Origin of the sequence: Enterococcus sp. DIV0236, assembly GCF_050558525.1 — a bacterium.
GTDB lineage: Bacteria > Bacillota > Bacilli > Lactobacillales > Enterococcaceae > Enterococcus > Enterococcus faecalis.
In genome coordinates this window covers 579,686-601,231 of record NZ_CP187891.1, presented here as the reverse complement: position 1 = coordinate 601,231, position 21,546 = coordinate 579,686, and the positions used below count along the sequence as shown (strand labels likewise).

Annotated in this window: 23 protein-coding genes; 1 reads left to right on the top strand and 22 read right to left on the bottom strand. The window is 38.8% G+C overall.

Annotation, left to right across the window (positions count from 1 at the left end; translation table 11 throughout):
* Window positions 1-283: 283 nt before the first annotated feature.
* The 3 genes from IGK27_RS02930 to acpS are packed head-to-tail and all read right to left on the bottom strand — an operon-like array spanning window position 284 to window position 2,175.
* Complete coding sequence (locus IGK27_RS02930; protein WP_002355729.1) at window positions 284-661, bottom strand: type II toxin-antitoxin system PemK/MazF family toxin; 378 nt, start codon at window positions 659-661, stop codon at window positions 284-286.
* Between the two features lie 15 nt (window positions 662-676).
* The gene (alr, locus tag IGK27_RS02925; RefSeq protein WP_002355728.1) at window positions 677-1,792 is read right to left on the bottom strand and encodes an alanine racemase; all 1,116 of its coding nucleotides are present in this window, start codon (window positions 1,790-1,792) and stop codon (window positions 677-679) included.
* A 29-nt stretch (window positions 1,793-1,821) separates the two neighbouring features.
* The gene (acpS, locus tag IGK27_RS02920) at window positions 1,822-2,175 is read right to left on the bottom strand and encodes a holo-ACP synthase (RefSeq protein ID WP_002355727.1); all 354 of its coding nucleotides are present in this window, start codon (window positions 2,173-2,175) and stop codon (window positions 1,822-1,824) included.
* Window positions 2,176-2,478: 303 nt separating this feature from the next.
* Here acpS and IGK27_RS02915 point away from each other — a divergent pair, with 303 nt between their 5' ends.
* Entirely contained in the window at window positions 2,479-2,745 is a 267-nt protein-coding gene (locus tag IGK27_RS02915; RefSeq protein ID WP_002364744.1) for a hypothetical protein, read from the top strand.
* Between the two features lie 60 nt (window positions 2,746-2,805).
* Here IGK27_RS02915 and cshA read toward each other — a convergent pair whose 3' ends face one another.
* The 19 genes from cshA to IGK27_RS02820 form a co-directional block, all read right to left on the bottom strand.
* Window positions 2,806-4,353 (bottom strand): degradosome RNA helicase CshA, encoded by a 1,548-nt coding sequence (cshA, locus tag IGK27_RS02910; RefSeq protein ID WP_002355724.1) that lies wholly within the window; start codon window positions 4,351-4,353, stop codon window positions 2,806-2,808.
* 302 nt (window positions 4,354-4,655) lie between these two features.
* A complete protein-coding gene (locus IGK27_RS02905) occupies window positions 4,656-6,029 on the bottom strand; it encodes a UDP-N-acetylmuramoyl-tripeptide--D-alanyl-D-alanine ligase (RefSeq protein ID WP_002355722.1) in 1,374 nt (457 codons plus the stop codon).
* 78 nt (window positions 6,030-6,107) lie between these two features.
* Window positions 6,108-7,178, bottom strand: coding sequence for a D-alanine--D-alanine ligase (locus IGK27_RS02900; protein ID WP_002355721.1), 1,071 nt, complete (start codon window positions 7,176-7,178; stop codon window positions 6,108-6,110).
* Between the two features lie 140 nt (window positions 7,179-7,318).
* On the bottom strand, window positions 7,319-7,765 hold the full coding sequence (locus IGK27_RS02895) for a YaiI/YqxD family protein (protein ID WP_010775653.1): 447 nt from the start codon (window positions 7,763-7,765) through the stop codon (window positions 7,319-7,321).
* Window positions 7,762-8,790, bottom strand: a complete 1,029-nt coding sequence (locus IGK27_RS02890) for a DNA topoisomerase II (RefSeq protein ID WP_033626507.1) — start codon at window positions 8,788-8,790, stop codon at window positions 7,762-7,764. The genes IGK27_RS02895 and IGK27_RS02890 overlap by 4 nt, the downstream gene beginning before the upstream one ends.
* A gap of 93 nt (window positions 8,791-8,883) precedes the next feature.
* Window positions 8,884-9,894: a sugar kinase gene (locus tag IGK27_RS02885; protein WP_002401535.1), complete on the bottom strand. Its 1,011-nt coding sequence runs from the start codon at window positions 9,892-9,894 to the stop codon at window positions 8,884-8,886.
* A 9-nt stretch (window positions 9,895-9,903) separates the two neighbouring features.
* Complete coding sequence (gene dagF / locus IGK27_RS02880) at window positions 9,904-10,647, bottom strand: 2-dehydro-3-deoxy-phosphogluconate aldolase (RefSeq protein WP_002378063.1); 744 nt, start codon at window positions 10,645-10,647, stop codon at window positions 9,904-9,906.
* A 3-nt stretch (window positions 10,648-10,650) separates the two neighbouring features.
* The gene (locus IGK27_RS02875; protein WP_002378061.1) at window positions 10,651-11,757 is read right to left on the bottom strand and encodes a DgaE family pyridoxal phosphate-dependent ammonia lyase; all 1,107 of its coding nucleotides are present in this window, start codon (window positions 11,755-11,757) and stop codon (window positions 10,651-10,653) included.
* Window positions 11,747-12,856 carry an amidohydrolase/deacetylase family metallohydrolase gene (locus IGK27_RS02870; RefSeq protein WP_002373486.1) on the bottom strand — a complete coding sequence of 370 codons (1,110 nt, stop codon included), beginning with the start codon at window positions 12,854-12,856 and terminating at the stop codon, window positions 11,747-11,749. The genes IGK27_RS02875 and IGK27_RS02870 overlap by 11 nt, the downstream gene beginning before the upstream one ends.
* 8 nt (window positions 12,857-12,864) lie before the next feature.
* Entirely contained in the window at window positions 12,865-13,953 is a 1,089-nt protein-coding gene (locus IGK27_RS02865) for a DUF871 domain-containing protein (RefSeq protein WP_033626514.1), read from the bottom strand.
* 8 nt (window positions 13,954-13,961) lie between these two features.
* A complete protein-coding gene (locus tag IGK27_RS02860; protein ID WP_002363233.1) occupies window positions 13,962-14,261 on the bottom strand; it encodes a hypothetical protein in 300 nt (99 codons plus the stop codon).
* Between the two features lie 25 nt (window positions 14,262-14,286).
* Window positions 14,287-15,600 carry a PTS sugar transporter subunit IIC gene (locus IGK27_RS02855; protein WP_002358780.1) on the bottom strand — a complete coding sequence of 438 codons (1,314 nt, stop codon included), beginning with the start codon at window positions 15,598-15,600 and terminating at the stop codon, window positions 14,287-14,289.
* A gap of 130 nt (window positions 15,601-15,730) precedes the next feature.
* Entirely contained in the window at window positions 15,731-16,426 is a 696-nt protein-coding gene (locus IGK27_RS02850) for a DUF4310 family protein (protein ID WP_002355710.1), read from the bottom strand.
* A gap of 19 nt (window positions 16,427-16,445) precedes the next feature.
* The gene (locus IGK27_RS02845) at window positions 16,446-17,225 is read right to left on the bottom strand and encodes a DUF4311 domain-containing protein (RefSeq protein WP_002364749.1); all 780 of its coding nucleotides are present in this window, start codon (window positions 17,223-17,225) and stop codon (window positions 16,446-16,448) included.
* Window positions 17,226-17,240: 15 nt separating this feature from the next.
* Window positions 17,241-17,597: a DUF4312 family protein gene (locus tag IGK27_RS02840; RefSeq protein WP_002355708.1), complete on the bottom strand. Its 357-nt coding sequence runs from the start codon at window positions 17,595-17,597 to the stop codon at window positions 17,241-17,243.
* Window positions 17,598-17,627: 30 nt separating this feature from the next.
* Window positions 17,628-17,984, bottom strand: a complete 357-nt coding sequence (locus IGK27_RS02835; protein WP_002355707.1) for a glycine-rich SFCGS family protein — start codon at window positions 17,982-17,984, stop codon at window positions 17,628-17,630.
* 14 nt (window positions 17,985-17,998) lie between these two features.
* Complete coding sequence (locus IGK27_RS02830; protein WP_002386165.1) at window positions 17,999-18,322, bottom strand: PRD domain-containing protein; 324 nt, start codon at window positions 18,320-18,322, stop codon at window positions 17,999-18,001.
* Window positions 18,288-20,207, bottom strand: coding sequence for a BglG family transcription antiterminator (locus tag IGK27_RS02825; RefSeq protein WP_002388793.1), 1,920 nt, complete (start codon window positions 20,205-20,207; stop codon window positions 18,288-18,290). Before IGK27_RS02825 ends, IGK27_RS02830 begins: the two co-directional genes overlap by 35 nt.
* A gap of 369 nt (window positions 20,208-20,576) precedes the next feature.
* Complete coding sequence (locus tag IGK27_RS02820) at window positions 20,577-21,542, bottom strand: Gfo/Idh/MocA family protein (protein WP_002363228.1); 966 nt, start codon at window positions 21,540-21,542, stop codon at window positions 20,577-20,579.
* Window positions 21,543-21,546: the final 4 nt, after the last annotated feature.

The window sequence follows — 21,546 nt, the reverse complement described above, 5'->3', positions numbered from 1 at the left end:
TCAAAACTTGTAAAATCACCTGTTACGCTCTTTAAAAACTCTATATAGTATTGATTGTAACATTCCGTTTGAGCCTTGCCAACAACTTTATTTAAAATACAATGATAAAATTTTATATTTTATATTTATATTTTAATTTTTAAAATATAAAACAAAAAAAGAGAGATGCCACTTGGCCATCTCTCTCGCTTTTACTCAAACTATGTTTAGCGAACCGAACTAGATCAGTCGCTTTTAAAAAAATCCAATTAGTCTTTGTTGATTTCATAGTAGCTATCGTTCTTTATGTAGCTGAATTTGCTTTTGCTGGGGCTGAATCGCTACTAAGTCCAACACTGATGCCTAAGGCACGATCAACTTCTTCCATAATATCAAGTCTCAAATGACAAACTTTTTCTTTCAAGCGACCCTTATCGATTGTTCGAATCTGCTCTAAAAGAATCACTGAATCTTTTTCAATGCCTGTTTCATCAGAATTAATCCCGATATGTGTTGGCAATTTTGGCTTTGCCATTTTGGCTGTAATCGCCGCAACGATAATCGTTGGGCTAAAATGATTACCTAAGTTATTTTGGACAACAAGGACAGGTCTGACGCCACCTTGTTCCGAGCCCACTACTGGGGAAAGGTCTGCAAAATAAATATCTCCGCGTTTGACCATAGTGGAACCTCCTATCTAGTTATATTCTCTGGGGATTCTTTGTGAGAAAGTACATGCAACTTCATAATGAATGGTTTCTAATTTTTCGGCTACCATTTGTAACGTATTTTCTTCATTGCCATCTTTTCCAACTAATGTAACGACTGAGCCGACAGGAACTTCTTCTGCTAAACGAATCATACATTGATCCATACACACTCGTCCGACGATTTCGCAACGCTTACCATTCACGAGCACTGTAAATCCTTGGAGATGACGCAACCAGCCATCTGCATAGCCGATTGGCACTGTCCCAATCCATTCTTCAGCTTCAGTTACGTAGGTTTCGCCATAGCCAATCCCTTCACCAGCCGCTAAGCGTTTTACATGGATAAGTTCACTGGTCAACCGTAAGGCCGGCTTTAACGCATAGCTTGGGGCCAGCTTATTACCTGAAGGGTTCAATCCATACATGGCTACCCCATAGCGAATCATGTTTCCTGGCACATCAGGATGCCATAACGCTGTCGCACTATTGCTAACATGGACATACCGAGGTAACTCTTCTAAAACTGCTAGAACAGCCTTAAAACGCCCTGCTTGTTTTTCAAAATAGCTTGTATCGATTTCATCAGCTGTTGAAAAATGAGTAAAAATCCCTTCCCATAAAAATTCTTTGTGGGATTGAACAAACCGCACTGCTTGCTTGGTCTCTTCCGGGGTTAAAAAACCAATCCGTCCCATGCCAGTATCGACTTTTAAGTGAACACGTAATGGCGTGTTACTCTCAGGCGTTAGTTGTTGAAGAGCAGCTTCTAACCATTCTTGTGTAGCTACCGTTACAGACAAATCATATTGAATCAACAAAGGCACATAAGCTAAGTCTACCACACTCAAAATTAAAATGGGGTCCTGAACACCTGCTTCTCTCAATTCAATTGCTTCATCCAATAACGCGACACAAAAACCTGTCGCGCCACCTTTTTTCGCCGCTTTGGCGGATTCTACGGCGCCATGCCCATAGCCGTTCGCTTTTACAACTGCAAATAAAGCGGTTCCTTCTGGCAAACGTTGACATTCCTTTTGGACATTTTCAGTAATTGCTTGCGTATCGATATGTAACCGTGTAGGACGATGCCATCCAACGACCATTGTACATCCTTCTTTCTTCGTTGCTTCTATTATTCGCTTTCTAAAACAATTTGTGCAATCGCCATAGTATCTGTGTGCGTAATCGAGACGAACACTTTACCATTATGGGGCGAGTTTGCTACGTATGGTGCACCTGTTTTTTCAGTCAGCACCTCAATATCTTGTAAACCAACTTTACCAATCCCTGTGCCCCATGCTTTAGAGAACGCTTCTTTACAAGCAAAACGACCAGCTAAAAATTCTATTTGACGTTTTGTAGATAACTTTTCAAAAAGGGTCAATTCGTTAGGTGTTAAAACCCGTTGAATAAATGATCCTTGTTTTTCAACAATCGGTTTTATCCGACTTAATTCTACTGCGTCAATACCAATTCCCTTTATCATTTTCCGCCTTACTTCCTATTTAATATAGTTACTCCGAATTACCTTTCATTTTAACAAAATTTCAAAATTTTTCCACTGATTCGCTAAAAAAATAAAGAATGTTTTACAAGATCTCACACAAATTGAAGTACCATACGTTTTCTTCCTATTTACATTTTTATAAAATTTTTCTGAATTTTTATAAAAGTAAGATAACAACTAAGAAGCATCGGAAAAAAATCAGAAAACTAAGTGGATGTTCTGATATTTTATAGAAAATTTTGGCTACTTATGGGAGAATAAAAAGAAAAAGGAGAAAAACGTATGACTTTAACTTCTCGGCAAAAAAAGTTACTTCGTTGCGCCCTATTTATTTTTACTTTGTTGCTCTACATATTTCCAATCTTATTTAAAAATCCCAGCCTATTTTTTCTCTTGCAACTGGTTTGGATTATAACCATTCATTTGCTACAACAAAAAATGAAACTCTTCAATGTAACTTCCCCGTTGAAAACTTGGATAATTTTGGCGTTTTTCTTTTTCTATATCATTTTGATGCCTTTTTTACTTTTTTTAAGTTTTTCTATTTAACGATTATCTACCAAAAAAGAGCGAGTGTTCCGTTCATAGACGGAACACTCGCTCTTTTGATTATTTGGCGTTTTCGCGAATGACGAAACCACGTTTTTTATCGTTATGACGTTTGCCGCCACGTTGATCTTTATTTTTGCGGTCGCTATTTTTGTAATTACGGTCGCCATCTTTATGGTTTTTGTTGCCACGATAGCTGCCACCTTTACCATTGCCACCACGGTTGCGATTACGGTTGTTCCCACCGCCACCACCACGGCCATTTTTGTTAAAGCCTTTTTTATTTGAAGGCAATGGTCGTTCTGGGGTAATTTTTACAGGAACCGCATCTGCTGGATCTTTCGCTACTGTTTTTAATAATAACGCAGCTAAGTCTGTCGCTGAATATTTTTCTAATAACGCTTCAGCAGATTCTAGATATTTGTCTAAACCATTTTCTTCTAGATCACTTTCGATGGTTTCAACAGCTGCACTTAATTGTCCTTTAAATGCTTCTTTTTCGGTTGGTGGACGTAATGGTGTCATCCGTTTTTTCGTTAGGTTTTCGATGACATGTAAGTAACCCATTTCGTTTGGTGTTACAAACGTCACAGACATACCGCCTTTACCAGCACGACCTGTCCGACCAATACGGTGAACATAACTTTCTGGATCTTGTGGAATATCGTAGTTATAGACATGGGTGACACCTGAAATATCTAACCCACGTGCTGCTACATCTGTTGCCACTAAGATATCTAAGTTACCATTTTTGAATGAACGTAAAACGCTCATCCGTTTTTGTTGTGATAGGTCGCCATGGATGCCTTCTGCTTTGTAACCACGCGCTTCTAACCCGCGGGCAAGTTCATCAACACGGCGTTTTGTCCGACCAAAGACAATGGTCAATTCTGGGGTTTGCACGTCTAGTAAACGTGTCATAATGTCAAATTTTTCAAAGTCTTTTGAACGTACATAATATTGATCAATTAAATCAGCCGTCATTTCTTTGGCTTTAATCTTCACATGTTCTGGTTGTTTCATGAATTTCACGCCAATATTCTTGATTGCTGGCGGCATAGTTGCTGAAAATAGAAGTGTTTGACGTTGTTCTGGCACTTGTGAGATGATTTTTTCAATGTCTTCCAAGAAGCCCATGTTTAACATTTCATCTGCTTCGTCTAAAACTAATGTTTCAACAGTTTCTAATTTCAAGGTACGACGATTAATATGGTCTAGTAAACGTCCTGGTGTACCTACAACGATATGTGGACGATCTTTTAGTCCACGGATTTGGCGACCGATATCAGCCCCACCGTAAACGGCTTGGACGCGAATCTTTTTATCGCGGCCTAAACGGAATAACTCTTCTTGTGTTTGGATAGCCAACTCACGGGTTGGTGCAATGACTAATCCTTGAATAACGCGATTGTCTGCGTCAATTTTGTTAAGCATTGGTAAGCCAAAAGCAGCGGTTTTCCCTGTTCCTGTTTGTGCTTGTCCGATTACGTCTTTTCCTGCTAACGCTAACGGAATTGTTTCTGATTGAATAGGGGTTGCTTCCTCAAAGCCTGCGCGTTCTACCGCTGATAATAATTCTGGCGCTAAACCAAGTTCTTTAAATTTCAAATGATATCCTCCTAGATTTTGTTTCGGAAAGAACGATTTCTTCCTAGTTTCAGGTGTCTTCACTTTCAGTTGTTAAAAAGAAATCCATTATAGTGTGCCAACTATTTCTTCTTTCCTGATTTCACCGAAAAATTCACCTTATGGCATTAGAAAAGCCAAACGTGGTCGTTCAGCTTCACATTTATTATTAAACATAGAAATAGATCTATTTTATTTACTACGATTCAATTTTTCTCGTCATCTTCCGGCAATAGGTCATTCTATCATAGAATCCCATTTTCAGCAAGTTTTATGAAACTTATTTACTTTTCCAAAAGTGCATCGATGACTTCACGAAGTCCCATCCCGTTACTTCCCTTTAAAACCACCATGTCTTCTGGCTGTAAGACTTTTTTGACAGCTTCAATCAACTCATTTTTTTCTTCTTTTTTAAAAGAATGAATGTTAGCTGGTGCATAGGTTTCTTGCAATTTATCAGCTAAATAAGCCATTTCAGAACCATATAAAAAGACTTCTTCAATCGCATCTGGGGCTAAATGCTGCGCCATTGCTTGATGCATGGCAGCAGAATCAGGACCTAATTCCAGCATGTCTCCTAAAACAGCAATTCGTTTTCCTACTTTGGACATTTTGCTAAAACTGTCCAGAACAAGACCCATAGCTGTCGGATTGGCATTGTACACATCACTTAAAATTTCGGCACCATTCGCTGCTTTCAGCCATTCTGTCCGATTCTTTGTTAGTTCCGCTGTAGCCAATCCTTTTTGAATCTCACTATCCGTTAATTGGAAATACCGACCAATACCAATTGCGATTAATGCATTGGTGACATTATAGGTTCCTGGCACTGGAATCGTAAACGTCATTTGTGTATCACTGATTTTGAATGAGGTTTGCTCTTTGGCTTCATTTGTGACGATTCCTTGAAGTTGACTTTCCTGGCTAAAACCAAAAGTAATCACTTGTTGCGTGACTTTTTCCACCAATGGTTCTAGCAAAGGTTCATCGCTTGGCACAAATAAACTACCGTCTTTGGCTAAACCATCTACGATTTCCATTTTTGCTTGTGCAATGCCTGCTCGTGAGCCTAAATTTTCCACATGGGCTTCGCCAATCATTGTGATGGCAGCAACTTCTGGCTGAGCCAGATTGGAAAGGAAAGAAATTTCCTGAGCATGATCCATGCCCATTTCTAAAATCAGTTTTTCTGTTTCATCAGGCATGTGTAAAATAGTATAGGGTAAGCCAATTTGATTATTGTAATTGCCTTGCGTTTTGTAAGTCACAAACTTTTCAGATAACACAGCAGCAATTAAATCTTTAGTGGTGGTTTTTCCATTACTGCCAGTCACAGCGATGACATTCGGTTGCATTTTATTTAAATAATAGGTAGCTAATTTTTGCATAGCAACCAGTGGATCAGTAACATGCAAAACAGGCAATTGTTGCGGCGCATCGACTAAATCCTGTCCCCAAAAAGCGGCCTGACAGCCATTAGCCATGGCACTCTCAATAAAACGATGACCATCATTTTCACCTTGTAAAGGAACAAAGAGATTTCCTTTCACAATTTTACGACTATCAAATTCAATGCCTGTTAAAGGAAAATCAGGCCATTGTTGCCAATCATTACTGGCTTCAACCGCTTGTGCTACTTCCCAGAAGGTTAATTTCATTATGTTTTGCTCCTCTGACACAGGGACTGGGACATGCCAAAGTCTTGTCATGTCCCAGTCTTGTGTGATTTTTTCTTCTTAGTTATTATAAAATTCTTGGCGTTGTTTAAAACGATTCAAAGCTAACTGAATCAGTTCCTCAATTAAATCACTGTATTTCAAGCCCATATTTTCCCATAGTAAAGGATACATACTAAAGTCAGTAAAACCAGGCATGGTGTTCAATTCATTCAGGAATAATTCGTTTTTGCTTGTTAAGAAGAAATCACAGCGACTTAAGCCACTTCCATCTAACATAATATACGCTTTTTTAGCGTATTCTTGCGCTTGATGAGCTACTTCTTCTGGAACATGCGCTGGGATTTGCATTTCAATCGTGTTATTGATGTATTTTGCATCATAATCATAGAAAGCGACATCTTTCACCACTTCACCAGGTAAAGTCGTACGGACATCTTCATTTCCTAAAATGGCTACTTCAATTTCACGTGCTTCAATCCCTTGTTCAACAATTGCTCGGGCATCATAACGGAAAGCTTCTTCCAATGCTTCTTGCAATTCTTCACGATTTTCCGCTTTGCTAATTCCGACACTAGAACCCATATTGGCAGGTTTAACAAAGACCGGATAAATTAAAGAACCTTCACATTTTTCAAAGACTTCTTTTGGATTTCCTTTCCAGTCACTTCTTAAAACTGGCACGAATGGTACTTGTGGAATGCCAACAGTTTGTAAAAGATATTTCGTCATGATTTTGTCCATTGCGTTAGCACTAGCTAAGACACCTGCGCCTACATAAGGCATATTAATGGTTTCCATGAATCCTTGAATTGTTCCATCTTCACCATTTGGCCCATGTAAAACAGGGAAAACAATCGCTTCTTCTTCATAAATTTCCGAAGGACTGATTCGTTTTCCTGAAAATTCGCCTGTTTCTTCAGGTGTTTGTGCCCAAGTTAAATGTAAAACTTCTTTATTTTGTGGTCGTTCAGATAAGAGAGGGCCTTTTACCCATTGACCATCTTTACTAATAAAGACTAACTGTACTTGATAATATTTATAATAGATTGCATTTAAAACGGAATATGCAGACAAAACAGACACATCGTGCTCTTCACTTCTGCCGCCATACAACAAAATAATCTTCAAATGCTTGTCCTCCTAGTTTCTTTCCTGTCTTTTAGAAAAAATTATTTTTCAAATTATCCTTACTTATTTTAGCATAAAACCCAGTTTCATAATAGAAGCAAATTTAGTGAAGGAAAAATTCTTTGCTTGCCTTTTCCTTACTAAAGACTCCGTTCCACCAGCTCAATAAGGGCTTGTTTAAACGTTGTTCTATCTTTGTCTGTAAAAGGTTTAGGTCCTTTCGTTCGGCCACCTTTTCGCCGAATTTGGCCACTAAAATAGCGTTGTTCTAACAAGCCATCAATATTTTCTTTCGTATATTGATAACCCAGTTGATGTAAAACCGACACTCCTTTTGGCAAAACCAAGGAAGCTAAGCCATAATCTTGTGTAATTAAAAGATCCCCTTTTTTTATTAACTGCACAATTTTAAAATCAGCAGCATCCGCTCCTTTATCAACATACACAAAAGAGACATTTTCTGGATAATCTTTTAAGGAATAATGATCTACACTAGTAACAATCACCACATCCAAAGCTTTCTCTACAGCGACTTCAATAACCGTCTCTTTCACAGGTGAACCATCGCCATCGACAAAAATTTTCATTCATTTCCCTCGCTTCTTCCTTGCTCTAACCATTTGGGATGACGTTGAAAGTAGTGTTGTAATTCGTCAAAAACGACTTCTTTAACCGCTTCATATAACTCTGTATTTCTTAAAATGGTTTTCGTTGCATCAGTGTAGCGGGGCTTTGGTATCGTAATGGCTAAAACAAAATCAAATTCTGCTAAAAAACTATCTGCTGTCACAGATAATGAGTAATGTTGCTCCTCTAAAAATTGATTAAAGGCGGCCACTACGCCATCAAGAAAGCCCTCATAGTGGGTTCCGCCAAGACTGGGATAATGCCCATTAACAAATGTTTTTTGCACTTGCGGCGCATGATTTTTACTCAAAATAAATTGAACAAGGGCCAATTCTGTTTGCTTGGCTTGAATAATCGGTGCAGCTTTTCTAGTTAATGGGTTATCTTTTTCAAATAAATAATTACTTAAACCTTTAGGGTAATAACAAAGATTTTTTTGTTCCTCTTCTTGTGTTAAGAGAATCTTTAAGCCTGGATTCAACATGGCAATCTGTTGACATTGTTGTAAAACACGCATATAAGAAAGTGATTCTGTACCAAAAATTTGCGTATCTGGCCAAAATAAGACTTCAATTCGTTCCTGGGTTTCTTCAATAGGTAATAATAATCGTTTTTTCAATTGCCCTTGATGGTAAATAAAAATAGTTCGCTGTTTTTCTTGATCGATACTGATTCCTACTTGTTTTGAGAAGGCTTGTAAAACAGATAAATACAGAAAAGGTGGTTCTAAATCGACTTGCTTTTGTTCAAAAACAAGCGGTCGTGTGGAAGATACCTGAAAAGAGATTTGTTGACGCGATAACTGTATAGCAATTTTCCCTTGATTCTTTTCAATGAAAAACTCTAATAAACCGTTAATTGTCTGAACAAGTAAATTCTCTAAGCCGACTAAGCCAGTCGTTCCAATGAACGCTTCTGGTCGTTTTTGAATCCGTTCAATAAATTCATCATTTTCTAAAACTGTTAAAAGATGTGCAACACTCATCCTGCTGCCTCCTTTGCAATCTGTTTCTTTTAATTATAATGAAAAAAAGACCAGAAGAAAAGCCACACACGACTTTTCTTCTGGTTTTCTTCTTTAACGAATTAAATCAAGATTCGGATGCTCAAGAACGTGATTCACTTGTTTGACCGTTGTCAAAGGAATATCTCCTTGAATCGTATGTGCAAGGACCCCATTGACTGTGGCAAAGGTAACTGCCTTTTCTAACGACCAATTTTGGCTATAGCCATATAAAATCCCCGCCGCATAAGCATCACCAGCACCAATTCGATCAAGATTAAGAAGCGGTCTTTTTTCACTCTGTTGGTACTCATTTTGGGTATATAAATACCCACTTAAGTAGTTTTGATTTTGGGAATGACTTCTCGTTGTCCCAGCAAACCATTCCAAATTGTATTGAGACATGAAACGCTGAATCAGTTCAGTTTCTTGTGCCTCACCTTCTAAATCTTCTCGCGGAATGAAACCCAATAGCTCGACCAAATCACGTCGACTGCCAAAAACAATATCACAATAAGGTAAAATGCGTTCGTACTGTTGACGCATAAAGAGTGCGCTATTTGCTGTATTTAAACTAGGTCGATAATTAAAATCAAAACAAACTTTCTTTTGACAGGCATGCGCCTTTTGAGCAAGTATCAAAGCAGCATCACGAGTTTTTTCAGTTAAACTTAACGAAATACCACAAATATGCACCATATCTACTTCCGCTAAAAAGACCTCAAAATCGTAGTCCTTCGCCTCGCTGATGCCAAAAGCACTCTGATGGCGATTTTGATAAGTTACTTGTGTGGGTCGGATTCCATAACCCATTTCTGCAAAAAAACTACCAATATGATCGCCCTTTTCTCCTACCCATTGATCTGAAATTCCTAACTTCCTTAGCGCTGCTTTGCCAGCTTCACCAAGACGATTGGCAGGTAATTTCGTAATCAATGCTGTTTCTAGTTGAAAATGAGCCAAATTTGCTAAGAGATTTACGCCAGTCCCTACAAAGTTCATTCTTAACTGCTCTGTTTGTTCTAACATTAGATACTCTGGCGGAGTGAAACGAAGCATGACTTCACCAAACGCAGCAATTTTCATCTTTGCCACCTACTTATTCAATGTCTTTTTCATCATGGTTAGTAACGTTTTCACGTCTTCTGTTCTAGTGTCCCCTGTTTCTTGATCGATAATTGAGCTGTAGACATGAGGAATGATTTTTTTAACGCCGGCATCCACCGCAATTTGAACAATTTCTTCAAAGTTTTCTAAATCAATGCCCCCTGTTGGCTCTAAATAAAAGTCATACTTGGCACAAGCTGCTGCTACTGCTTGGTATTCTTCTTTGTGAGCCAAGCCTTTCATCGGGAAATATTTAATGGAACTGCCCCCCATGTCTTTCAACAATTTGATGGCGGTTTCGATAGGCACTTCCGCCGCTGGCGCACCAGAGCTTAACGGACCTGTCGCAATGTTGACATAGCCAACTTTGCCTGTGGGTGAAACCAAGCCATTAATCACTGTTTCGTCTTGACGAAGTAAGGCCCGCGAAGCGCCGACACCTGTGAAGACTTGGTTCACGTGTTGCGGTTGTAAAACTTCTGATAAGCGAGCCACCATTTGACTTTGATTTGGATCACCAGCTCCTAAACCGACAGATAAAGCGTTGTTGGTTGCTGCTTGGTATTTTTTCATATCGTCAATGGCTGCTTCATCGGTTTCATAGTTTTTTGAAAGGACGCCTAACACAACATGCCCTTCTGCTGCTTCATAACAGGCTTGGGCATTTTCTACTGAATTGGCTAAGACGTTTAAACAAATGCGTTCTTCTAAATAATTAGGTTTTAATGACATGGCTTATTTCTCCTTTGTGTCCATAATTTCTTGTAATCGTTGCACGATTTTGTTCATTTCTTCTTGATTGACAGAACGAATGTCAAATTCAATGATGCCATTGTTGGCTTGATATTCTCGCGTATAAATAGCTGGACTTTCTGCTTTTAACGCTTGGATGACTTCCTTGGCGGTTTTTCTGCCGTCCACTTTGACACTGGCGCGATAAATGTCTCGTCCAGCGCCATCTTGGACAATTTTGGCGGTTAAACCTGACAGGTTGTTGATGGCTTCAACAAACGGTTTTAAGCGCTCTTGCATCGAAGCCCCTGATTCACTGCCATGTGCCAAGTATTCTTCCACTGCTTGCGTAAAGCCCAAGATATTGTCTTTGCCAATTTTCATTGCTCGACCAATGCCTTTGCCTTGTAGGCGCACCCAGTCAATGTATTCTTTTTTCCCGACCACTAAACCAGCACTTGGCCCTTCAATGGCTTTGGCGCCGCTGTAAATCACCAAATCAGCGCCTGCTTCGGTGTATTTGAAAAGATCTTCTTCTGCTGCCGCGTCAACAATTAGCGGCACCTTGTGGCGTTGCGCCACTTTGGCCGCTTCGGCCACCGTCAGCATACTTTTTTGCACGGTATGGTGGCTTTTGATGTATAGAATGGCCGCTGTTTTTTCAGAAATCATCATTTCCACGTGTTCTGGACTGCACATGTTGGCGTAGCCAGCTTCCACCACTTGGCCGCCGCCTTGCGCTACCATAACTTCTACAGGCGTGCCGTAGTCCACGTTGTGCCCTTTAGGTAAAACAATCTCCCGTTGTTCGATCTTTTCTGTATAGGGATGATATGCGTGGTACAAGCTGCCTTTTCCAATCAGGGCAGCCACCGATTGGGCAATCCCCGCCGAAGCCGAGGAAACGATTTGGGCATCTTCTACCTTCAACAAGTTGGCTAAAAAGGCCCCTGTTTGCACACTAAGTTCACTCATTTCAAAGAAATGTTCGCCGCCGAATCGTTGAGCCGCGAGGACTGCCTCCGAAACTTTGGAGACACCTAGAATGGTCATTTTGCCAGAAGCATTAATGACTTCTTTTAAGTGGAATTTTTCGTAACTAATTGTCATAGATTTGTCCTCCAATAATTGTTTTGATTGGGCGAATTTGCTCTTTGGCTACTCGTGTCAATCCATTAGAATCAGTCAATGTTTTTTCTTCTGCTTGAATCGTGAAAATCGTTAAATCAGCATCTTTACCTATTTCCAAAGTGCCTTTTTGAGCTAAATGGAAATTCTCAGCAGGAGCCTTGGTTACCTTTTCAATAATTTCTGGCCAATCATAGCCGACCACACGGAGTTTTTCCATCGTTGTGGCTAAATCATAAACAGGACCATTTTCTCGGTTACGGATGTAGATATCTGTGCTAATTGATGCAGCTTTCATTCCCTCGCGCAACGCTGTTTCAGCTACGTGAAAATTGAAACTATCCGTACCATGCCCGATATCAAATACGACTCCTTTGTTGTACGCTTGCCAAGCGAAATCTTTTATTTTATCCGTTGCTTGGTCTAAGATGCCATTTTCTTTCCCATTAAAACAATGGGTTAGGACATCCCCTTTTTCCATCAAGGCTAAAATTTCATCTAAATGAGGCGGTGCTGATCCAATGTGAACCATTAAGGGAATTTCTTGGTTCTCTTGCTGAATCTGTTTGGCCAATTCTAAAGGCGTAATGCCGTTATCGCCAATAACGGTCCTACTCATACGGGCTTTAATCCCTACAACAAAATCTGGTAATTCTTGAATCGCTTTTTTGACTAAACTCGCTTGTACTTTACTTAAATCTGCGAGTTCGTCCTGAGCAACGATGCCCCATTTAGAAATATTGACTAATCCAAAAACATTTGTTTTTGCTTGCTGCGCTAAGTCATAAAATTCATGAATGTTTTCAGCACCTGTTGTCCCAGCATCAATCACTGTCGTAACACCCTTTTTGACCCCAATTTCATCTGGATAATCATAATAAAGAGCCATTTTTTCAAAACAATGAACGTGATCATCTATCCAGCCTGCGGATACATAAGTACCTGGTTCTAAGTGGATAGTTTCTTTTGCAGAACCTGAAATAGTTGCTGCAACAGCAGCTATTTTTTTCTCTTTAATTGCAATTTCAACAGGCATACCATCTACTGTCTGTCCATTTTTTATAAGTAAATCGTAGTCCATATTCTTCCCTACTTTTCTATAAATCTAAATTTTGTCCAAGGCTTAATGAATTCTAATAATACAAGTTCTTCTTCTATAATACGCCCTACTCGGTTTTTGCGTGAGTCTTGATGTGGTTCTAAAACGACTTGTAATTCATTTTTGTATTTTCCAAATGCATCATTTCCCACAACAACATCTCCAGGTTGTAGCATTGCTTGATTATCATGTGGGGGATTAACTTCATTTTTATATTTTTTACGCACTTCTGTGGAACGAATCATCTGCTGAGTGATATCTCCACGGCGAAAATGTTGATTTTTTGTTACGATTTCTTTTTCAATTTCAGAAGTCGCTTCTTCAAAAACAATGGTCAATTCTGTTTGATAACGATTCAACTGACCCAATGCTTCTAATTCTTCGTTGGAAGCATAAGCATTTCCAATAACAACATCATCAATTAAATTTGTTGCAAATAAATGTTTAGCTTGAACAGTGACTGGCAACTGTCTATGCATTTCTAAAGTAGGTAGCCCATCATTCACATCCCAAGGACCAATTTCACCTACCTGTGATGAAATAAAAGCAGCTGTCCGAATACCTTCCTTTTTAAAACGGATGCTACATTTTTCAAAGAAATCATACGGCAATGCAGTTCCCGCTTGTGGATAAAAGTTATGACAACCATATAAGAAAGGTCGATTCGCTTCATACGTCAAAATGTTATCAAGATAAGCGACATCATTACTCATATTCAACTCAATAGCCACGCCGAATCGATTAAACGTCAACATGGCTTCTTTATTTCCATCAAACCCTGTATCCAATCGAATCCCATCAGCTCCTAATTCGCTGAAAAAAGTCAAATCATCATATGAAATTTCCAATTCATCAAAGATACTTGGAACGACATCTAAAATTGTTTCAAATCCTAAATTTTTCGCATAACTAATTAATTCTTTAAATTTTTTCTGAACCGCTTCTTTGCCATCGGTCACTTCTAACATACTCATAAAAATTCGAGTAAACCCACATTCGCTGGCTTTTTTTAAATACGCTTTATCTTGATTGATATCACTATGATCTGGATAAACTGATACACCTAATGCTCTTTTCATCTTCGTTCTCACACTCCGCTATTTTCAAATTTATTTCGAAATTTCCAAGCAATCACCGAGCTACACAGGATTGTTGTAGAGCCAACGAGCAATACTGGTTGATTTAGAAATCCGCCAATTATCATGGAAAGAGTAATACAAACTGCCGTAAAAACCAACGTCTTTACCAAACCAAATTGATAAACAACAGTAGGCAACTGCCCTTTTTCTATAATAATTTGACTAACGATAAAAAAGAAAATGAACCAAATAATCATCTTATACGCTCCTGACTTTCTTCTCTGACTTAGAAGGGGCAGGATATTCATATCAGAACACCCGCCCTAACATTTTTTAATTTTTTGCTGCTTGTTCAGCTGCTAATTCTTCTGCTTCTTTATCCAATTGTTGTTTTTCATAAACTTTGAAAAATGGATAGTAGATAGCCATTGTAATTAAGAAGTTAACAATCACTAATACTGCGGCCGAGAAACTCCAATTGGTACTCATCCAAGCAGCAATTGGTGCTGGAATTGCAAACGCTAAGCGTGCAGCCATCATCGGAATTATATTAGCGACTGTTAAGAAATAAGATAACGTTGTGGTAATTAACGGTGCCACGATAAACGGAATACCTAAAATAGGATTCATTACGATCGGCGTTCCGAAAATAACTGGTTCATTAATATTAAACAAGCCTGGTAAGAACGATAAACGGCCAAGACTTTTCAGATACGTTGATTTAGAAAACATCATTAAAACAACTAAAGAAAGCGTAGTTCCAGCGCCACCAATCCAGATAAACCATTGTAAAAACTGTTCTGTAAAAATATTAGGTAACTGATGAACGTTTGCACCATTGGTAAAAGCTTCAAGGTTTTCTGCAATCGACATATCCCAGAAAGGACGAATAACTGGGCCCATAATCGCTGGACCATGAATCCCTAAAACCCAGAAGAAACAGATTAAGAAGACTGTTAGTAAGCCGCCAAATAAACTGTTACCAGCAAGGATACCTTTAAGTGGCATTAATAACGTACTCAAGAAACCATTCAAATCAAAACCAATTACGTGGCGAATAACCCAGAATAATAAAAGAATAACTGCTCCTGGAATTAATGCAATAAATGAATTTGACACTTCAGGCGGTACGCCATCTGGCATCTTAATCATAATATCTTTTTCAATAAAGAAGCGATAAATTTCAACAGATAACAGCGCTGTTACAATCGCACCAAATAAAGAAGCTGAACCTAAATTTGCTAAATTAATATAGCGCCCTGCTGTAATGACGTTGTCAACATCTTCAAAGACACGTGTTGGTGGTGCCGCTGTTACTAAAAAGGCCATTAATGCTAAAATTCCGCACGTCAAAGAGTCAAGCTTATAACTTTTGGCCAATGATGAAGCAATCCCAAATGTTGCATAAAGTGCAAGTAACCCCATCGTATAGCGGGAAGGAATATCTAAAATTGCTTGATAAGGTTCAATCAATTTTGTGTATGCCTCAATTGGAATATTTTGAAAAATTGTAAAGAATGAGCCCACAATTGTTAAAGGCATCGTTGCAATTAATCCTTTTCTAATCGCTGTCATATGGCGTTGCGAACCAAATTTATTCGCAATCGGCATTAACTTAACTTCCATCCACTGTACAAAACCATTCATTTGTTAATTCCTCCGTTCAACTAATAAAAATAATAATTATTTCGCATTTATAATAACATAGTAACATTATAATGTAAACGCTTATTCTTATTTGTGACAGAGAAAGTGCAAAACAAAAGGCTTTTTCTTATTATAAAGAAACTGGGAATATTGCACCAAAAATCATTGCGCCTAAAATTGCGCCCCCAGCGATTGGTTTTTTCCAAATGTAAAAACCTAAAGCTCCTAATGTAGCACCAATCCCAATAGGAATCGAAGCACCCGCCGCACTCAAAATAATTAACGGGCCTAAGAAACGTCCTGAGGCATTACCAGCCCCCATCATCACATCCGCACCAAAAGTGGAATTTCCTTGATTGATAGTAAATTTCCGAATCAACACAATTACGCCGCCAACTGCTAACCCTAGTATCGCACCCGTTAAAAGGGCTAAGCCAAAGTTTTCTACAGGTGCTTTAATACCCATGCTGAGGAAAATTGCAGGTACGCCAATTCCAATCCCCGTTAAAATTGAGCCACCTAAATCTAAAATCCCGACTAAAGAACCTTCTAAAATTCGTGCAAACAGGAAACTTGCACCAAATGCTGCGGCAGCGCCATAAGAACCACCATCTAAACCAGCTTTTAGCATCGCAACAATTGAAACTTCATTAAAGGCGCCCACACCATAAACTACATACATATGTGTTCCTGCAAAAATTGCCGCTGACATAATCCCGACTAAAATCGGAAAGCCCCAATCAGCATACCAAAAACTTTTGCCTTTTAAACCTTCTTGAATTTCTTGTTCTTGTTGTGCCCATTCATTTTTTTCTTGCTGTTCCATCTATGAGACCTCCTTTTTTCTATTTAACGGTGAAGACATTGTGTAAATTATTTAACCATTGAGGAATAGACAAGCGGAAACTTTCGATCATTTCTAAGTCGAACCCTCGGAAGAAGCCACTTAAAATAAATAATAAGATAATGGCACCAAGCATGCTGCGTGTCATTCGGGTCCACCCTAAATCATCGACACCTTTACCGATTAAGATCCCTAATACAACTCCTGGGACAGCATTGCCCATGACTAATTGAGATAATCCGCCAAATAACGTTCCCCAGAAACCCGTCCGTTTTCCTGCATCTAAAGCCGCTAGCCAGAATAAAACGGGCATCACAGTATTGATTAAAATCGTTGCTGCAGGTACCAACACCGCAACTGCTGTTACTTGTAGCGATTCTGGAATTGCTGCAGCTGTACTATTTAAGAAAGCCACAGTCGCCATTCCTACAAAGGCCCCGACAATCCCCATTTTTTTGGGATTATGCATCGTTTTAGTGACATCTTTATCCTTTACCAATAAAATTGCTGCAGCCCAGTTAGGCACAATCCGGTGGGTCACATCTTGTGTAAAGGCCCCTGCTCCCACGGCCGAAGCCCAAGCATTAAAGAAAAAACCTAAACCAAAAGAAAAGTGTGATGCTGGATCTCCTTGTGCCGCGTTCATTTCCCCTAATGTTCTAAATGCCCCTAACCCTTGCGTTTGTGGTGCATGAAACATCCGAGCAGCGCCTGCGCCAGCTGCAAAACCTAGTAAACCACCAATAAGCAATGACTTCAGCAAAATGATTACAAATTCCATTCCTTCTTCCTCCCTTTATACGCCTCTTTTTGAAAGAAACGGAACTACTACTGCGTTCGGTTCTTTAATTGTTTCCGTTAAAAAATCAACTTCTTCGACTGCAATGGCTTGGATTTCCACTTCTACAGCTAGTTCGACATGATAAATCACTCTCTTTCTAGGAAAGAAGAAGAACAGAAATTTTTCTGTATAAACTTGTTCTTTTGCCTGACGAATAGTTACTTCTTTCGGTTCAATCCGGATGAGGACCTCTGTTGTTTCTTTTAATACTTTTTTTGAAACATCATTCAACGCACTTGCAAAAGCTTCATTCTTCTTATTACCTTTTCCAGAAACAATCACGGTTTGTGTTGACCGTTTTGTGGCATCCATAATTACCGCTCCTTTCTAAGTTACTACTTTCTATGCTCCGTGTTTCTTAATAAATGCTTCAGTTACTCGTTTACCAAGTTCTTCCTGATCCATAAAACCAAATCCAAGAACAGTTTTCCCATCGTTAATTGCTGTTACCCCTTCTTCGATTGATCGCATGCCATGTCTTTCGGGATACCCGTATTTAGTAGCAGCCGTTAACGCTCCTGCACCACCACTGCCACAGAAAGAAATGCCTAAATCTGCCTTTTCTTGTTGCATCACATCTCCTAAACGCATATCAGCGCCCATTCCTGGAACAACAACCGCGCGACCACCGGCTTGCTCCACTCCTTTTGCAACATTTTGTCCTTTTCCTAAACGATCTGCGATAACTACTGTAATCATAACTTTTCCTCCTATTAATTGTTTTGTTTAGCAACTTCAAAATGAACAGCTAAAACATACCACTCATCTTCTGATAACTGACCAATTGCTTCTGTTGTTTCTTGTGCAATTTTCAACGTTTCTGGTGTTAGTTCCGTAAATAACGTCCGATCAACACCAGCTAATGTCGTTCCTTCTCTTGAACGATTCAGCATCTCATTGAGATGGTTAATCAAAATCGTCCACTGTAATTCCGTTGGTTCAATTTGTGCTTCTGCTAATCGCGCACTGGTTTGTTTGATAATCGATTGTAGCTTTTCTGGTTCAGCACTTTGTCGAATGATCTCCTGTGCTTCCATTGCTAGTTCCATCCTCTTCCTCCTTTGGTTGTTCTAAATAATTAAGTAATGCTGAAATTTCAGCATGATTGACAGGTAACTCATTTTTAGCAAATAAACATTCAATTTGCCGAATTTCTTCTTGCCGTTCATGAGATACTTCTCTATTACAAGGAATCTCTTCGTATTGTTTATTAAACGTAATCCGATGTGTCATTAATAAAACGTGAAGTAAAAAGGCTTCTTGATATTCGCTCAGTAACTTTGTTTGAAACATTCGTTTTAACTCTTCATAAATAATATACGCTTTTACTAATAAATCTTGGCTTTGTATCCGTTCATTTTTTTCAATTACATCAGATTTCGTGGAGCGAGCGGTACCTTTTCCTTGACGTTTCCCTAATAAAATTTTATCGACCTCTTCCCGAATCAAACTTAAGTCTGTGTCCGTCAACAATGGACTAACTTTAATAAATGGGTATGTCATTTCTTCAATTGGGAAAATACTCAATACCAAATCGGGCTTTTCTGCTTGAATCACTTCAGTTGCATTTAAAACAGAAGCAAATCCTGCGAGTTCAACGTTTGGTACTTCCTCTAAAATTTTTTGTTCAATTAAACTGGTCACACCTAAGCCCGTCGAGCAAACATACACAATCCTAACAACTTTAGCTTCCTGCTGTTGTCGTTCCTGAGCTGCCAAAAAATGCAACGCAATATATGCGCAGAAAGAATCGTTGACTAACAAAACAGAACGTTGAATTAATTGTTTACAGGCACTTTGAATAGCTAAAAATAACGCTGGGTGTTTTCCTTTGATTTCTTCAGAAAACGGATTGTATTCATTAATAAATAAATGTTTCTTTGTAAAACGTAAGGACAGGTGTGCAAACAAGTTCGTAAATAATTGGCGATCATTTACAAAAGGATAATTCAGCTCTTTTGAAACGCTTTCAATCACTTGCTTTGTTAATTGAACCATATCTTGCCGTTGATGGGTTCCGAATAAATCACTATAAATATAAAAATATTCATCCGCTAATAAAGGCAAGTCATACCGTTCAAACACCTCTTGTAAAAGTAAAAGTGGTACTTCGTTCCGTTGTTCAAAGCGTGTTTTTTGTGATAACACTCGGTAAGTCCCAATTGTATGTGCCATCTGCATACGTGCTGCGGCAATTGCCACTCTCAACGTAATAGATAATATTTCGGCATAATCAAATTGATTTTGATCGAGTGGATTAATTAAATTTCGCATTTTTTTCAATGCACTACGATAACAACCTTGAAACAATGTCCCTGACCCAAATTTAATTTTAGGGATTTTTTCAGCCCCTTTTGTCTTTGTCACATAGTTCATAATTTGGTAAATATCGTATTCTGTAAGTTCTTTTTGAGTGATAAATTCCATCAGTAAGCGTACATTGCTTTCTTCACCACTAATTGTAAACCCTTGCCGTGCTTGGCGAATTAAGGTTAAATCATATGCTTGCAGCAACCGTTCGACCTGTTCCAAATCACTGACAATTGTGTTTCGACTCACTAATAATTCATCTGCTAGCTGCTGTGCCGTTAAGTACCCTTTGACTGACAATAACTGAAAAATCAATACATTGACTCGTCTTTTTTGATCAGGATAGGTTTCAAATCGATCGACATCGATAATTTCATTTTTTAACAGTAAGCGTTTAGAGTCAGGTAAATCTAGCCAGATTCCCTTATTTCGTTTTGAATAAAGTGTCTCATCGTGCTGTTCAAACCAAGCACGAATATCTTCTAAATCATACTTAATTGTTCGAACGCTGACAGTAAAGTTCTCAGCTAATTCTTGCGTGGTAATACTCCCTTCCAAATCCAAAAGCATCAATAAAATATTTATCGCTCTTTTGGACAACAACACGGTCATGCCTTGTCACCTCTTTTCTTTTCCCTTTACACTTAAAACTATAGCGTTATTTTATCTGTTCCACAACACAAAAAAGTTGCACTTATAAAAGTGCAACACTTCTCTTTTCATACAAAAAAATCCCTTAACAGTTACTACTGTTAAGGGATACCACACTATTTATTTACATAAATAGACAGAAACCTTCTCCACAAAAGTATTCTGTCCGACACGTTACAAATCCGGTAACTGATAGCCGTACTATCGGGTGTCGTTGTGTTTGACAATCACTAGCCGTCAAAACGGAATAGCCGAAGCTATCTGATTGAGTCAACTCGTCGCATAAAACACACTTTAACACAGAATAGTTTGGATAGCAAGTGATGGTAATTATTCGTTATCAAACCATTCTTGATAAAAACTTTCAACAATTTTAACGGTTGCTATCGTTAATTCCTTCGTCATTACGGGGCTAGTTAACTTTTTGTCTTGTAAACATTGATTCACATGATTGATTTCATAGGTAAATTCACTAGTGAATTGTTCAGACCATTTGACAGTGTTGCCTTGAGCATCTGTATAATAAGCACAATCTGTTTTCCAGAAATTAGGAATAACGATTTGCCCTTTCGTCCCACAGATGGTCATTTCACTAGGTATCTTTAAACCAACATTAATAAAAATATTTCCCAGCGTCCCTTCAGCAAATTTCAAAGCTAAATTACATTGACTATCCGTCGCCCCTTGCTGATACGTTGCGGTTCCCGTAACAGTTTGAATCTCTTTCCCTAATACGTATTGTAAGTATTGTAATGGATAACTTCCTGAGCCATGAAGCGCTCCACCACCCGCTTCTCTCGAGTAAAACCAGGGAATATGGTCCACATTGGGGTAGGCAGTAACTGACTGAACCCATAAAATCTCTCCCAATCTCCCTTCTTGAATTGTCGCCTTTACTTTTTGGGTAATTGGTAAAAAGACAGACTTCTGAGCTTCCATTAGAAAAACCCCTTGCTCCTGTGCGATTGCGAAGAGTTCTTCTGCTTCAGCAGCATTTAATGTAAATGGTTTTTCCAGTAGGACGGGTTTTCCTTGTGATAACGCAAGCTTAGCTGCTGAGTAATGTCCTTGATTGTAGGTGGGAATATAAATAATATCAATTGTTTCATCCTTACATAACTCTTCATAACTGCCATAAGCCACCGGAATCGCTAATTCTTTAGCCATTTTTTGAGCATTCTCTAAACGCCTTGATGCAATCCCGCGCACTTCAGCTTGCGCGCTTTCTCGAAGCCCTGCTACAAATCTTGGGACAATTTGGGCAGTACTCATAATTCCATAACGAATTTTATCCATGTGA

Excerpts from the sequence above, each read along its gene's own strand:
- alr (WP_002355728.1), bottom strand. The coding sequence starts at position 1,792 with ATGGTCGTTGGATGGCATCGTCCTACACGGTTACATATCGATACGCAA.
- IGK27_RS02865 (WP_033626514.1), bottom strand. The coding sequence starts at position 13,953 with ATGAAAAGAGCATTAGGTGTATCAGTTTATCCAGATCATAGTGATATC.
- IGK27_RS02835 (WP_002355707.1), bottom strand. The coding sequence starts at position 17,984 with ATGATTACAGTAGTTATCGCAGATCGTTTAGGAAAAGGACAAAATGTT.
- IGK27_RS02825 (WP_002388793.1), bottom strand. The coding sequence starts at position 20,207 with ATGACCGTGTTGTTGTCCAAAAGAGCGATAAATATTTTATTGATGCTT.
- IGK27_RS02905 (WP_002355722.1), bottom strand. The coding sequence starts at position 6,029 with ATGAAATTAACCTTCTGGGAAGTAGCACAAGCGGTTGAAGCCAGTAAT.
- IGK27_RS02840 (WP_002355708.1), bottom strand. The coding sequence starts at position 17,597 with ATGGATGCCACAAAACGGTCAACACAAACCGTGATTGTTTCTGGAAAA.
- IGK27_RS02820 (WP_002363228.1), bottom strand. The coding sequence starts at position 21,542 with ATGGATAAAATTCGTTATGGAATTATGAGTACTGCCCAAATTGTCCCA.
- IGK27_RS02915 (WP_002364744.1), top strand. The coding sequence starts at position 2,479 with ATGACTTTAACTTCTCGGCAAAAAAAGTTACTTCGTTGCGCCCTATTT.
- IGK27_RS02855 (WP_002358780.1), bottom strand. The coding sequence starts at position 15,600 with ATGAATGGTTTTGTACAGTGGATGGAAGTTAAGTTAATGCCGATTGCG.
- IGK27_RS02895 (WP_010775653.1), bottom strand. The coding sequence starts at position 7,765 with ATGAAAATTTTTGTCGATGGCGATGGTTCACCTGTGAAAGAGACGGTT.
- IGK27_RS02890 (WP_033626507.1), bottom strand. The coding sequence starts at position 8,790 with ATGAGTGTTGCACATCTTTTAACAGTTTTAGAAAATGATGAATTTATT.
- IGK27_RS02830 (WP_002386165.1), bottom strand. The coding sequence starts at position 18,322 with ATGGAAGCACAGGAGATCATTCGACAAAGTGCTGAACCAGAAAAGCTA.
- dagF (WP_002378063.1), bottom strand. The coding sequence starts at position 10,647 with ATGTCATTAAAACCTAATTATTTAGAAGAACGCATTTGTTTAAACGTC.
- IGK27_RS02850 (WP_002355710.1), bottom strand. The coding sequence starts at position 16,426 with ATGGAACAGCAAGAAAAAAATGAATGGGCACAACAAGAACAAGAAATT.
- IGK27_RS02860 (WP_002363233.1), bottom strand. The coding sequence starts at position 14,261 with ATGAATATCCTGCCCCTTCTAAGTCAGAGAAGAAAGTCAGGAGCGTAT.
- IGK27_RS02875 (WP_002378061.1), bottom strand. The coding sequence starts at position 11,757 with ATGACAATTAGTTACGAAAAATTCCACTTAAAAGAAGTCATTAATGCT.
- IGK27_RS02870 (WP_002373486.1), bottom strand. The coding sequence starts at position 12,856 with ATGGACTACGATTTACTTATAAAAAATGGACAGACAGTAGATGGTATG.
- acpS (WP_002355727.1), bottom strand. The coding sequence starts at position 2,175 with ATGATAAAGGGAATTGGTATTGACGCAGTAGAATTAAGTCGGATAAAA.
- IGK27_RS02885 (WP_002401535.1), bottom strand. The coding sequence starts at position 9,894 with ATGAAAATTGCTGCGTTTGGTGAAGTCATGCTTCGTTTCACTCCGCCA.
- IGK27_RS02930 (WP_002355729.1), bottom strand. The coding sequence starts at position 661 with ATGGTCAAACGCGGAGATATTTATTTTGCAGACCTTTCCCCAGTAGTG.
- IGK27_RS02845 (WP_002364749.1), bottom strand. The coding sequence starts at position 17,225 with ATGGAATTTGTAATCATTTTGCTGAAGTCATTGCTTATTGGTGGTTTA.